At 71.0% G+C, this 12596-nt stretch carries 10 protein-coding genes; 7 read left to right on the plus strand and 3 right to left on the minus strand.

From position 1 onward, the window contains the following. Positions 1-708, plus strand: a 708-nt coding sequence (locus K7C98_RS09365) for a hypothetical protein (protein WP_224191248.1), incomplete at its 5' end; no start/stop codon positions are given. 369 nt (positions 709-1077) lie between these two features. Beyond that, the gene (locus K7C98_RS43450) at positions 1078-4038 is read left to right on the plus strand and encodes a DNA topoisomerase (RefSeq protein WP_263429377.1); all 2961 of its coding nucleotides are present in this window, start codon (positions 1078-1080) and stop codon (positions 4036-4038) included. Between the two features lie 92 nt (positions 4039-4130). Here K7C98_RS43450 and K7C98_RS09380 read toward each other — a convergent pair whose 3' ends face one another. Both K7C98_RS09380 and K7C98_RS09385 read right to left on the minus strand, forming a co-directional pair. Continuing rightward, positions 4131-4649 carry a hypothetical protein gene (locus K7C98_RS09380; RefSeq protein WP_224191249.1) on the minus strand — a complete coding sequence of 173 codons (519 nt, stop codon included), beginning with the start codon at positions 4647-4649 and terminating at the stop codon, positions 4131-4133. Next, entirely contained in the window at positions 4646-5365 is a 720-nt protein-coding gene (locus K7C98_RS09385; protein WP_224191250.1) for a hypothetical protein, read from the minus strand. Before K7C98_RS09385 ends, K7C98_RS09380 begins: the two co-directional genes overlap by 4 nt. Positions 5366-5623: 258 nt before the next feature. Here K7C98_RS09385 and K7C98_RS09390 point away from each other — a divergent pair, with 258 nt between their 5' ends. The 5 genes from K7C98_RS09390 (at position 5624) to K7C98_RS09410 (ending at position 11194) form a co-directional block, all read left to right on the plus strand. Continuing rightward, positions 5624-7090 carry a DUF5777 family beta-barrel protein gene (locus K7C98_RS09390; RefSeq protein WP_224191251.1) on the plus strand — a complete coding sequence of 489 codons (1467 nt, stop codon included), beginning with the start codon at positions 5624-5626 and terminating at the stop codon, positions 7088-7090. A 3-nt stretch (positions 7091-7093) separates the two neighbouring features. Continuing rightward, the gene (locus K7C98_RS09395) at positions 7094-7924 is read left to right on the plus strand and encodes a hypothetical protein (RefSeq protein ID WP_224191252.1); all 831 of its coding nucleotides are present in this window, start codon (positions 7094-7096) and stop codon (positions 7922-7924) included. A 25-nt stretch (positions 7925-7949) separates the two neighbouring features. Next, the gene (locus K7C98_RS09400; protein ID WP_224191253.1) at positions 7950-8243 is read left to right on the plus strand and encodes an acylphosphatase; all 294 of its coding nucleotides are present in this window, start codon (positions 7950-7952) and stop codon (positions 8241-8243) included. A gap of 290 nt (positions 8244-8533) precedes the next feature. Next, positions 8534-10519, plus strand: a complete 1986-nt coding sequence (locus tag K7C98_RS09405; RefSeq protein ID WP_224191254.1) for a tetratricopeptide repeat protein — start codon at positions 8534-8536, stop codon at positions 10517-10519. A 264-nt stretch (positions 10520-10783) separates the two neighbouring features. Then, positions 10784-11194, plus strand: a complete 411-nt coding sequence (locus K7C98_RS09410) for a hypothetical protein (RefSeq protein WP_224191255.1) — start codon at positions 10784-10786, stop codon at positions 11192-11194. A gap of 10 nt (positions 11195-11204) precedes the next feature. Here K7C98_RS09410 and K7C98_RS09415 read toward each other — a convergent pair whose 3' ends face one another. Next, the gene (locus K7C98_RS09415; RefSeq protein WP_224191256.1) at positions 11205-12404 is read right to left on the minus strand and encodes a hypothetical protein; all 1200 of its coding nucleotides are present in this window, start codon (positions 12402-12404) and stop codon (positions 11205-11207) included. Positions 12405-12596 lie beyond the last annotated feature (192 nt).

The following is a 12596-nucleotide window of genomic DNA, read 5'->3' on the forward strand; positions in this document are numbered from 1 at the left end:
AAGACTGCCCTGACCTACGCCGCCCTGTTCAGCGTGGGCGCCGTGACCTCGGTCGCGTGCTTCGAGCCGGAGCTCAGTATCCCCTCGTTCCGCTGCAACCCCGCGCAAGCGCTCAAGAACGGCGACAACGGCTGCCCGGGCGAGGAGACCTGCTGCTCGGACGACCCGGCGGCCGTCGGCGGCAAGCTGCCCAACTACCACATGCCCGGGACCAACAACGACGTCTATGGCGCGCCGCTGTTCTCCGACAACAACAACGCGCTCAGCACCCAGGGCATGTGCGTGCAGACGGGCTTCGTGAGCCCGCTCGTCAACGGCTGCCCCATCCCGTGCAACCCGAAGTGGAGCGCGGGCACGATCGCCGAGATCTGCCAGGGCCAGCAGTGCTGCCAGACGCAGGAGCTCGACGCAGCCCGCGACTGCATCATGGTCGACGGCAAGTGGCGCGCCGCCAACGGCTCCGACATCCTCGCCAAGCGCACCGGCTGGGGCCCGCAACACGCCACCAACCAGGACCCGTTCGCCGAGGGCTGCACGGTCTTCTCCCAGGGCAACAACGACAGCCTGGTCGACTGCATCGAGCAGCTCGGCGTCGCCAGCTCGCGCGGCTTCTGTTTCGACGGCTGCCCCTGCATCGAAGACGTGTGCGAGCAGAAGAACCCGGACTACCAACTGCGCTGCGTCGGCGCGCCCGCGCCGGGCGTGTGAGCGCGTGGATGGGTGCGCGCCGCGCCCGTCGCTCGTCGGCGCAGCTCGCGAGAGCTGCGCTCTGCATTTTCGGGGCGTGAGGGCTCGGCGATCCTCGCCGACGAGATCCGCGCGCCGAAATCGCACGAACAGTTCCGCGCAGCGAGATCTTGCATCTCCGCTCGAGGGACCCAATGCTCCAGTCCTGGACCTGAACTCGCGCTCGGACCGCCGCCCGCGCTCGCCGCCTCCATGGCGTCGCATCTGCGTCTCGCTGGCGCCGCCGTGAGGCTTCTATTAAAGAGGTAGGCTCCGGTGGACCTGGCGGTGCCAGGTCCGGGGCTTTTTTATTGCCCCTCCTTCCTGTATCTCGTCTCACACGTGACCCCCATGGCGCGAGCTTCCTCTGCAGACGGCACCAAGACCGACGCCCCCACCAAGACCCGCAAGGTCGCCAAGGTGAAGGCGAAGGCGACCGAGGAAGCGGCCACAGCGGCAAAGCCAAAAGCCAAGCCGAAGGCCGCGGAGGGCGCCGCCAAGAAGGCCGCCGCCAAGAAGACGACCAAGGCCGCGAGCTCGAAGGCCGCGACCGCGAAGCCGGCCAAGGCGCCCAAGGCGACGAAGGCGCCCAAGGCCAAGGAGGCGGACGCGGCGGTCGAAGCGCCGGAGGACGGCGAGGAGGCCGGCACGGAGGGCGCGTCGGCGCGCGGCAAGCAGCTGGTGATCGTCGAGAGCCCCGCGAAGGCCAAGACGATCAACAAGTACCTCGGCTCGAACTTCGTGGTGCAGGCGTCGGTCGGTCACATCCGCGACCTGCCGACCAAATCGGAGAAGGGCGCCAAGCAGCCGGTGCCGGGGGTCGATCTCGAGCACGGCTTCCGCCCGACGTACGTGGTCCTGACCAATAAGAGCAAGACGGTCGCCGACCTCAAGCGCCTGGCGAAGAGCGCGTCGCAGGTGTGGTTCGCAACGGACTTGGACCGCGAGGGAGAGGCGATCGCCTGGCACCTCGCGGAGGAGCTCAAGATCCCGCCGCAGGCGGCCCGCCGGGTGGTGTTCAACGCGATCACGCAGCAGGCCGTGCACCGCGCGTTCGCCAACCCGCGGCCGATCGACGTCAACAAGGTCAACGCCCAGCAGGCGCGCCGCATCCTCGACCGCATCGTCGGCTACCAGGCGTCGCCGCTGCTGTGGAAGAAGGTGGCGCGCGGCCTGTCGGCCGGGCGCGTGCAGTCGGTCGCGGTCAAGCTGATCGTCGAGCGCGAGCGCGAGATCGCCGCCTTCGTGCCCGACGAGCGCTGGGAGGTCACCGTCCGCCTGTGCGTCGACCCCGGCCAGGCCGGCCCGCTGACGAACGCGTGGGCGCAGTTCCTCGCCACCGTCGACGAGAAGGGCAAGGGCCCGACCCTCAAGGCGCAGAACACCTGGATGTCGCAGCACGCCTCGATCGAGTCGGAGCTGGTCGAGCTCGGCGGCGAGAAGTTCGCGCTCACGGCCGCCTCCACCGCGCCGCGCGACCTGTCGGCCGACGTCACCCGCGTGGTCGAGGCCGTCGGCCTGCACGACATCAAGGTCACCGCGCGCGACAACCCGGAGGGCAAGGGCCCGCAGAAGACGCTGCGCACGGTCACCGGCGCGGTCGACCCGGCGGTGCGCTACCGCGTGAAGTCGGTCGAGACCAAGCGGACCACCTCGCGCCCGCTGGCGCCGTTCATCACCTCGTCGCTGCAGATCGCCGCGGCCAACCAGCTCGGGTTCACGACCCAGCGGACCATGCGGGCGGCGCAGCAGCTGTACGAGGGCATCGCCATCCCGAACGAGGGCCAGGTCGGTCTCATCACGTACATGCGCACCGACGCGACGGCGCTGTCGGCCGAGGCGATCACGCAGCTGCGCGGCTTCATCGGCTCGCGCTACGGCGAGCCGTACCTGCCGGAGAAGCCCAACATCTACACGTCGTCGAACAAGGACGCGCAGGAGGCCCACGAGGCGATCCGGCCGACCGACATCAACCGCCGCCCGGAGGACCTGCGCGAGGCGCTGACCGACGAGCAGTTCAAGCTCTACTCGCTGATCTGGGCCCGCACGGTGGCGTGCCAGATGACGCCGGCGCAGTGGGACGCGACCGCGGTGATGTTCGAGCGCAGCGACAAGCCGACCGGCGCGGTGGTGCGCGCGACCGGCCGTACGCTGGTGTTCGACGGCTTCCTCAAGGTGCTCGGGGTCCAGGCCACCGACGAGCAGACGCTGCCGTCGCTCGGCGAGGGCCAGGGGCTCGGGGCGTTCTCGATCGAGCCGGCGCAGAAGTTCACGAGCCCGCCGCCGCGCTACACCGAGGCCTCGCTGGTCAAGACGCTCGAGGCCGAGGGCATCGGCCGGCCGTCGACCTACGCGTCGATCATCTCGGTCATCCAGGAGCGCAAGTACGTCGAGCAGCTCGACCGCCGCTTCTACGCCACCGACCTCGGCGAGGTCGTGACCGACAAGCTGGTCGAGGCGTTCAAGGACCTGATGGACGTCGGCTACACGCGGGCGATGGAGGCCCAGCTCGACGAGATCGAGGACAAGGGCGCCGACTGGCAGAAGATGCTCGAGCGGTTCTACGGCGGCTTCCGCCGCTCGCTCGACATCGCCAGCGACACGATGACCCACGCCAAGGCCGAGGCGCAGCCGGCGATCTACAAGTGCCCGAAGTGCGGGTCGCCGACCTGCTACCGCTTCGGCAAGAACGGCCGCTTCCTGTCCTGCACGACCTACCCCGAGTGCGACTACGCGGCGCCGATCACCCGCGACGGCCGGCCGCTCCTGCCCGAGCGCGTCGACATGGTCTGCCCCGAGGACGGCTCCGACATGGAGCTCCGCAACAGCCGCTTCGGACCGTTCCTCGCCTCGGTCAACTTCCCGCACACCAAGTTCGTCATCAACCTCGACAAGAAGGAGGGCGTCAAGCTGCCGACGCCTCCGGCGCTCGAGGTCGACGTGCCCTGCCCCAAGTGCGGGGCGCCGCTCAACCTGCGCATGGGCAAGCGCGGGCCGTGGCTCGGCTGCTCGAAGTTCCCCAAGTGCCGCGGCCGCCTGGCCTGGACCTCGCTCGAGGACGACAAGCAGGCGACCCTCGGCAAGCAGCTCGCCGCGCACGAGAAGGCCCACCCGCCCGTCGTGCTCAAGCGCCGCGACGGCCGCGTGATCGCCGAGGGCACCCCGGTGGCCGAGCTGCTGATCCCCGGCGGGCTTGCCGAGCTCGAGATCCACCCCGACGCGCTCGCCAACAAGGCCGCCGCCGAGGCCGGAGCCGCGACGCCGCCCCCGCCGGCCGCGGCGCCCGAGAAGGCGCCGGCGCTGCGCAATTAGCGGCGGCCTCGTCGCTCTGCTTTGAAGAGCATGCTCGAAAGAGCATGCTCTTCAAAGCATGTTCGAGATGACATGCCCGAAAGAGCAGGTCTTCAGGGCCCTGCTTTTCCGGCCAGGTCATCGAGCAGCGCGGCGCAGGCGCGAGCGATCTGCTGGTAGGCGGCGAGAAAACCTTCGGGGCCGGAGCGGACGGGATCGGCGACGTCGAGGTCGGCGCCGCGCGCGGCGGGTGCGGCGACGGCGGCGAGCAGGCGGATCCGCGCGGGCCGACCCGGGCCGGCGATCGGGCCGAACGCCGAACCGGCGGTGAGGCGGCGGATCTCCGCGGCCACCAGGCGGTCGAGCACCAGGACCTCGTCGAAGTCGAACAGGTCGTCGCGGCGGAGCGGGCGGCTCGAGTGGACCAGCGCGAGCCCGTGGTCGGCGGCGACGCGGATGCTGCCGGCGTGCGCCGGGTTGCCGGGGTCGGCGGCGACGCCGGCGCTGTCGATGCGGAAGCGCGAGGCGAGCCCGCGCGCCGCCGCGAGCCGGGTGAACACGGCGGCGGCCAGCGGCGAGCGGACGATGTTGGCGTAGCAGACGAACAGCACGCCGACGGGGCGCTCGCTCATTTGATCAGCTTCTGGACCTCGGTGTCGTCCTTGACCACCTCGAACGTCGGGTCGAAGCCGACCTGCTTGAGCAGCGTCTTGCCGCCGCGCTTCGACACTTCCTTGAGCAGCTCGACGGTCGGCGCGACGTCGCCGGCGTTGGCGCTCTGCTTGGCGAGGTTGAACACCGGGTCGGGGTACGTGGTGTCCTTGTCCTTGGCCCACGTGAAGAACGCGGCCGCGCGCTCGGGGTCGTCGAACAGCGCGACGCCGCGGGCGTTGGCGGCCTCGGCGAGCTCGCGCGCGGTGGCGCCGCCCTTCTCGGCCTCCTCCAGCGCCTTCTTCGCGCGCGCGTCCGAAGTCTTCTTCGCCTTGGCCTCGTCGAGCAGCTTCTTGGTGGCTGCGGCGGCCGCGGCGGGATCGGCGGCGGGCTCGGACGGCGGCGGTGTCTCGCCGGCGGTCGCGGCTGCAGGCGGCGGCGTCTCGCCCGGGGCGGCGGCGGCGTCATCGCTCTTGGTGTCGCCGGACGGCGGCGTCACGGGGTCGCCAGCCGTCTTCGTCTCGGCAGATGGGGGCGGCGTGGCGCTCTTGCCGTCGGCGGGCGTCGGAGTCTGGATCTCCGGGGCGTCGGTCTTTCCTGCCACGACCGGCGCATCCTTCGTCGCCTTCTCGGGGTTGGAGTTGCACGCGAGGAGCGTCAGCGACGCGAGTGCGAGCCGGGTGAAAGCTGGGCGCATGGCGCGGATTTTATCGGAGAGTTTGGCGCCGCGCATTGTGGTAACACTCACGGTTGACGCACCGCCATGCTCGCGCCTCCACCACTCGTTCTAGCTGTCGTTACGGCGCTCGCGCCGGCCCCTGACCTCGAGGCGAAGGTCAAGGCGATCCTCGAAGACAGCTGCACCGCCTGTCACGACGACGGCGCCGACGAAGTGTCACTCGAAGGTCCGCCATCACGGCTCACCTCGGTGAAATCGAAAGCGACCGGCAAAGCCATGGTTGTCGCCGGAGACCCCGACGCCAGCTACCTCTACGCCAAGATCGTCGGCGCCAAGGGCATCGCCGGCGAATCGATGCCGCCCGGCGACTCGCTCGCCGCGGCGCAGAAGAAGACGATCAAGGACTGGATCGCCGGCATGAAGCCCGCGTCGGCGCCCGCCCCGGCGGCGACGCCGACGCCGGCCGCACCTGTCCCTTCGGGCAGCAGCGGCGGCGCGGCCGGCAACAAGAAGGCGGCCGACCTCGAGGTCAAGGTCCGCAAGCTGTTCGACGACAAGTGCAGCGCCTGCCACGAGGCCGGCGGCAGCGAGGTCGTGCTGGTCGGCGACCTCGGGCACCTGTCGCGCGACAAGTCGAAGGACGCGAACAAGCGCTTCGTCGTCCCCGGCGACCCGGACAGCAGTTACCTGGTCAACAAGCTGACCGGCAAGAACATCAAGGGCGACATCATGCCCATGGGCGACGACCCGCTGAAGGCCGGCGAGATCGAGCTGGTACGCTCGTGGATCGCGGCGCTCGGCGAGTCGTCGGGCGCGGGCGAGGGCGCGGCGGTCGAGACGCCGCCGCCCGCCGAGGGTCCGGAGACGGGCGGCGGCGCGGCCGACGGGGGCGAGGGCGACGAGCCGGCGCCCGAGCGCGGCAAGCCGCCGTTCCACGGCACGTTCCAGATCAACCTGCCGACCACGACGACGCTCGGCCGCCGCAGCTTCGAGTTCCGCATCGACCACCGCTTCGGTCAGGTCGGCACCGAGCGCGGCGCGTTCGGCCTCGACGCCGGCGCCAACATCTCGTACGGCTTCGCCTACGGCATCCTGAACGGCTGGGACGTGCTGATCCGGCGCACCAACTCGCGCAAGGGCTACGAGCTCGGCACCAAGTACATCCCGATCCGCCAGGAGGACGGCAAGAAGCTGAGCTTCGGCGGCTACGCGTCGGTCGAGTACCTGCGCGACTTCCCCAGCAACACCGCCAACCCGTGGGCCGGCAACTTCCAGCTGCTGCTCAGCCGGCTGTGGTTCGACCGCTGGAGCACGCAGCTGACGGTGGGCTACCACCTGCGCACCAACCACTCGGCGAACGTGCAGGTCGACCTGCCCGACGACGACGTGAACGGTCCGGTCAAGGTCCGCGACAAGCGCGGCACGCTCGGCATCGGCATCGCCTCGACGGTGTGGCTGGGCCAGAAGAAGCGCTGGGGCATCGACCTCGAGTACCACCTGCCGATCCCCGCCGACGTGTTCTTCTACCGCGGCGGCAACGCCGACCGGAACGGCAGCAACATCGGCTCGTGGGCGATCGGCGGCTCCGTCAACACCGGCAAGCACTTCTTCCAGATCTTCATCACCAACACCCGCGAGATCCACACCAACTTGTACGCCCCCGGCGGTCAGAGCAAGAACCCGTTCACCGACCGCGGCAACTTCTTCTTCGGCTTCAACCTCAGCCGCAAGTGGAGCCTTTAAGACATGTCCCGGAAGACATCCAAGTTGTACCTCGCCCTGGCGCCGACGCTCGCGCTCGCGGGCTGCAACCAGCTCGAGGCGATCGAGACCGAGGGCGGCGCCAGCGGCGGCGGCGGCGGCGGGGTCCCGCCGGCCGTGCGCATGGCCTTCGAGGGCAGCTGCGGCAAGGGCGGCTGCCACTCGCCCGGCGCGACCCTGCCGGTGCTCGCGGGGGACGAGCTCGACGGCATCCTCACCGGCGAGATCAACGGCGTGCCGCTCGTCACGCTCGGCGACACCGCGAACTCCTACCTGGCGCTCGTGATGCTGCCCAACGAGGTGCTGACGAGCCTCGACCTGTCCCGCACCGTGCCGCGCATGCCGGCCGACAACGACTTCTTGAACCCGAACAACCAGGTCATCCTGTCGTGGATCGCGGGGGCGGAGTTCGAGGGCGGCGGGCCGGTCACCACCGGCGGCGACGACACCGACACCGACACCGGCGGCACCGACACCACCGGCGCCCCGGAGCCGACGTTCGCCGCCGTGCAGGCGATCCTCGACGCCAACTGCTCGTGCCACTTCCTGGCCCCGTCCCCGGGGACCAACGGCAGCTTCACGATGACGATGGGCGACTCGTACGCCGAGATCGTCGGCGTGCCGGCGCCGTCGGTCCCGGTCAACCTGATCGAGCCGAACGACCCCGAGGCCAGCTACCTGTACCTCAAGATGGCCGGCGGCTTCGAGGGCGTCGGCGGCGCGGGCACGCTGATGCCGCCGGCGATGGGCCTGATGGACGACGCCAAGATCGCGCTGATCGAGGCGTGGATCCTCGCCGGCGCGCTCGACAACTGAGGACATGTCACCGAGGACAGGACCCATGGGACAGGAGCTCGAGGTGGTCCAGGCGCTCGTCTGCGTCGACGGGCGCGTCCAGGGGGTGTACTACCGCGCCAGCGCGCAGGCCCGAGCCCAGGCGCTCGGCCTGCGCGGGTGGGTCCGCAATCTGCCCGACGGCCGCGTCGAGCTGCGCGCCCAGGGCACCCGCGCCCGCGTCGAGGCGCTCGTCGAGTGGTGCCGCAAGGGCCCGCCGTCGGCCCGCGTGACGGCGGTCGACGTCGACTGGGAACCCGTCGACCCCGAGATGCCGCTCAGCTTCCTCGTGCTGCGCTGACGGGAGCGAGAACCGTGAACACGTCCCGCCGGTCGCCCGGCACGCGAGCATGAGGTTGGCTTCGGGCACCCGGTGACGCTCGGGCCCACCGACGCGCCAAGGGTACCGAACGTGGCGCGCTGGCAGATACCTGGGGACCGACCGCCCCATGCTTCTGCTGTGCGCCCACGATTACCTGTGAGGTGACGCAATCGGGAGCGTGTCGGGGGCGATGCGACGGTCTCGGCCGGCCGACATCTTCGAGACGAAGTCTCGCACCCCGGAGCCTCATGTCTGTCCTTGAGAAGCCCTTGTCTTGTCTCGTTCTCTCCTGTCCGCTCGTGCTGTCGGCCGTGTTCATGGCCGGAGGCGGCTGCGGGGCCGGCACCGTCGGCAAGGCGGTGCGGCCGACCGAGCCGACCGCCGGCGAGGCCCTCGGCGCGGTCGAGGTGTCCTGCCGCGAGGGGGCGAGCGACGCCCAGCCGCTGGTCGTCGACATGACCTCGTCCGAGCGCGTCGACCTCGAGGTCGCCATGAAAGAGGGCGTGGCGATCGTCGCCTACGACTGCAAGAGCATGCGGCTGCTCCCCGCGTGCAAGCTCGCCGGCACCTACAAGTTCGCCGGCGTCAGCCGCAAGGAGGAGGTGGTCAAGCTCAACGACCAGGGCGAGATCGCGGCCAACTTGCCGTTCAACGGGGTGAAGATCGCCGGCGGGGTCGACCGTGGCGCGGCCCTCGACCTCGCGCTGGTGTTGATCGGCAAGCAGAGCACGACGATCAGCAGCGCCGGCAAGCCGGAGTTGACCGGCCGCTGCGACGGGGCGACGCATTTCGTCCGCTCGGCGAGCGTGGGCGCGTTCGCGGTCGACGTCGGCACCAGGGGCGAGGCCCGGCTGGTCGCCGACGTGTTCGGCTACGGCGCCAACGCCAAGAGCGCGAGCCAGCGCCAGAGCCTCAACAAGGACGGCGAGCTCGGCGAGTGCCGGGCGGCGACGCCCGACGACCTCAAGCCGCCTGCGCAGTGCCGCTCGGCGGTCCGCCTCGAGCTGGTGCCGATCTCCGCCGACGCGCCGCCCGTCGTCGACGACTCCAAGCCGCCGCCGCCGCCCGAGCCCACGCCGCTGGCCGAGACCTGCCCCGCCGGCATGAGCATGGCCGGGGGCAAGTGCACCGCCGACACCGCCGTGCCGTTCGTGTGCGCTCCCAAGGACGAGGCCCAGTGCGAGGCGCAGTGCCAGAACGGCAGCGCCGGGAGCTGCCACAACCTCGGCAGCATCATCGAGGCGAGGCAGCTCGAGCGCGGCGCCGACGGCTCGTTCGTGCAGACGGCGCAGGCGCGCAACGACAAGCTGAACAAGCTGTACACGACCGCCTGCGACGGCGGCGTCGCCGAGGGCTGCGATCGCCTCGGCTACATCCGCATGGCTCTCCAGGCTCCGCGCGCCGAGCAGCTGGACGCCTGGCAGCGCGCCTGCCAGCTCGGCCACGGCCCCGCGTGCCGGACCCTCGCCGAGGAGGTCCTCCGCAGCACCTCCCCCGACCTCGCGCGCGGCCGCGGCCTGCTCGACCGCGGGTGCAAGCTCGGCGACCCGTTCAGCTGCGCCTCGCTCGCCGGCTCCTTCCTCAAGCCGAGGAGCGGCGCCGCCCCCACGCCCGACGAGGTCGCCCAGGGCGTCGTCGTGCTCAAGGACGCCTGCGACGTGAAGCGCCCGTTCGCCTGCCGCCAGCTCGCCAACCTCTACAGCGACGGCAAGCTGGTCGCCAGGGACGAGGCCGCCGGCCTCTCGTATTACGAGAAGAGCTGCGAGACCGGCGACACGCTGTCGTGCCTCAACGCCGGGCTGATGGTGTTCGCGGGCCGCGGCGCGACCAAGGACGCCGCGCGGGCCGAGGCGCTGTTCGAGCGCACCTGCCCGTCGACGGACGCCGGCCTCTCCTGCGCCGACCTGGCGAAGGCGTTCCGCGAGGGCAAGGTCGTGCCCAGGGACGTCCGCCGCGCCGCCTCGTACATGGAGCGCATGTGCACCGCGAAAGGCATCGGCTGCACGGAGGTCGCCGACATGTACCTCGCCGGCAAGGACGTGCCGAAGGACCGCGACCGCGCGCTCAAGATGTACGACGACATGTGCACCAAGGGCGGCGGTCAGAGCTGCATGAAGCTCGCCGACGAGATCACCCGCACCGACAAGGCGCGCGCGAAGGAGCTTTACGGCAAGGAGTGTGGGGGTGGCCTGATCGAGGCGTGCGACAAGTTCAAGAAGCTCGGCGGCGATCCGGCGACCGTCAAGCGTCCCTGAGCGTCCGCTCGCGGGGCGACCCCCGCCGGCGCAGGCCGAGCAGCAGCAGCGCGCTTCAGCCGTAGCCGTCCTCGCCGTCGCGCGGACGGGCCCACCGACTCACAACCGTTCAGCCGCAGGTATCTCCTCCCCTGTCTCCTCCTCGGCTCATTGTCCGCCTGTCAGAGTCCGCCCGCCCAGCCCGTCAGCAAGCCCGCGCCCGCTGACAGGCCCGCCGAGGTCGAGGTCGAGCAGCCCACGCTACGGCCCCCCACTCGCCTCTCGATGGACCTCGATATCCCGCTGCTCGAGCCCGGTGTGGCGATCGGTCACTTCAAGCTCGGCGCGACGTGGGACGCGCTCACCGCAGCCGGTCACGAGATCGAGCCGCATCCGTCCGGGCAGCTCGGGGAGACGGTCAAGGTCAGCGGCCCCTTCGAGCTCGTCTTCACGGAGCAGGGGCGACTGACCTCCATCGCGCTCGATCTGACCCGATCCCAGCTGCGCCAAGGGACCGCGCAGAGCCATGTCATCCTCTCGGACAAGACCCCCGTCGAGGAGCTGATGAAGACGCTCGGATGTGGTCCCATCGAGGTCCTGGATGGGGGCAATACGGCGACGTGCGTGGGCGGCACGCGCTTCGACCAGGCTGGCCCCGTCCTCCGGCCCTCCGTGCGGGTGTTCGTCGGGCCGTGAGTGTCGCGCCTCAGCACGGGCAGCCGATGTAGGGCACGGAGTAGCTGTCGCGGCGGGGGGTGTCGTCGGCGTCGCGGGTGTGCAGGACCGTCTCGAAGCCGTCGTCGGTGACGGCCTCGAGCACGCCGTCGCCTTCGAGGTCCATCAGCGCGGTGAGGCCGCGCCAGTTCGGCTGCTGGTCGAGGCGGACCAGCGCGTCGCCGCGGCGCTCCAGCAGCAGGGTCATGCCCCCGTAAAATTCGTCGCTGCAGGGCATGCGGTCGACGAGCTCGAGCTCGACGCTGACGATCTGACGCGGCCCGCCGACCTCGTGCCAGGCCGTGGCGGCGAAGTTGGTGGCGACGAACTCGTCCCACGTGCCGTGCGCGGCGCGGATGTCGGCGTCCCTCGGCTCGAGGTAGGCGGCGTACTCCGCCGCGAGCGCGGCGAACTCCGGCTGCGCGCGCACGGCCGCCAGCGCCTCGGCCGTCAGCGCCGCGGACGCCGGCCGCCGGCCGAACACGGTCGCCGAGGGCAGGTCGGCGCGGCGGGCCCACAGCCCGAAGCACGGCTTGCGCTCGCCGGCGTCCTGACGCGCGAGCAGGAGCAGGTCGCCGATCTCGTCGAACCGCTGTTTGACCATGTCCCGAAGGACAGCTTTCGAGGTCGGCGGCTCGTTGGTGTCGTACCCGTCCTCGTCGACCGTGGTGAAGACGTCGCCGGTCTGCTCGAGCTGGATCCGCGGGGCGCCGACCGCGGTGAGGCAAGTGCCGCCGTCGGCGGCGTGGACGATCATGGTCGCGCCGGCGAGGTCGCGCTGGGGCTCGGGCACGCTGTCCCAGCGGACAGATCGCGTGGCCAGCAGGTGACCCGGATCGGCCTTGATCACGGCGCGGCCTCTGGCCCAGGCGATGTTCGCGTGGGTGTGGAGGACCAGCGCGTCTTGATGCATGAGCACGGCCTGCGCCGGCTCGCCGCCGGCCCGCGCGACGACGGGTGCGACGACGGGCGCGGGCGCGACGACGGGCGCGGGCGCGGGCGCGACGACGGGCTCGGGCGCGACGACGGGCTCGGGCGCGACGGGCAGCTCGGCGACGGGCGCGGGCGCGGGTTCGGGGGCGCGCACCGGGGCCGCGTCTTCGACGGAGGGCAGCGCCTGCGAGACGAGGATCGCGGCGAGCGGGGCGACGAGGATGGCGGAGAGGGCGACGAGATCGCGGGTGCGGGCCATGACGGCGCTTCAACGAGGAGCATCACCGCGGTTATTTCGTCACGCACCTGCGCACGCGCGTGCACACGCGCGGGCGGTTCGTTCGCCGACGCAACTGCGTTTCGGCGAGAGCCGCGGTGAGTGCGGCGCGGCGATCACATCTGTGCGTTGCGGCCCGGGGCGTGCGGTCCGGGCCTCGCAGCCGGATCTGCC

Source organism: Nannocystis pusilla (genome assembly GCF_020073745.1).
Lineage (GTDB): Bacteria > Myxococcota_A > Polyangia > Nannocystales > Nannocystaceae > Nannocystis > Nannocystis radixulma.

Bases quoted from the DNA above. Each gene is read 5' to 3' on its own strand.
- K7C98_RS43450 (WP_263429377.1), top strand. From the start codon at position 1,078: ATGGCGCGAGCTTCCTCTGCAGACGGCACCAAGACCGACGCCCCCACC.
- K7C98_RS09380 (WP_224191249.1), bottom strand. From the start codon at position 4,649: ATGAGCGAGCGCCCCGTCGGCGTGCTGTTCGTCTGCTACGCCAACATC.
- K7C98_RS09385 (WP_224191250.1), bottom strand. From the start codon at position 5,365: ATGCGCCCAGCTTTCACCCGGCTCGCACTCGCGTCGCTGACGCTCCTC.
- K7C98_RS09390 (WP_224191251.1), top strand. From the start codon at position 5,624: ATGGTTGTCGCCGGAGACCCCGACGCCAGCTACCTCTACGCCAAGATC.
- K7C98_RS09395 (WP_224191252.1), top strand. From the start codon at position 7,094: ATGTCCCGGAAGACATCCAAGTTGTACCTCGCCCTGGCGCCGACGCTC.
- K7C98_RS09400 (WP_224191253.1), top strand. From the start codon at position 7,950: ATGGGACAGGAGCTCGAGGTGGTCCAGGCGCTCGTCTGCGTCGACGGG.
- K7C98_RS09410 (WP_224191255.1), top strand. From the start codon at position 10,784: ATGGACCTCGATATCCCGCTGCTCGAGCCCGGTGTGGCGATCGGTCAC.
- K7C98_RS09415 (WP_224191256.1), bottom strand. From the start codon at position 12,404: ATGGCCCGCACCCGCGATCTCGTCGCCCTCTCCGCCATCCTCGTCGCC.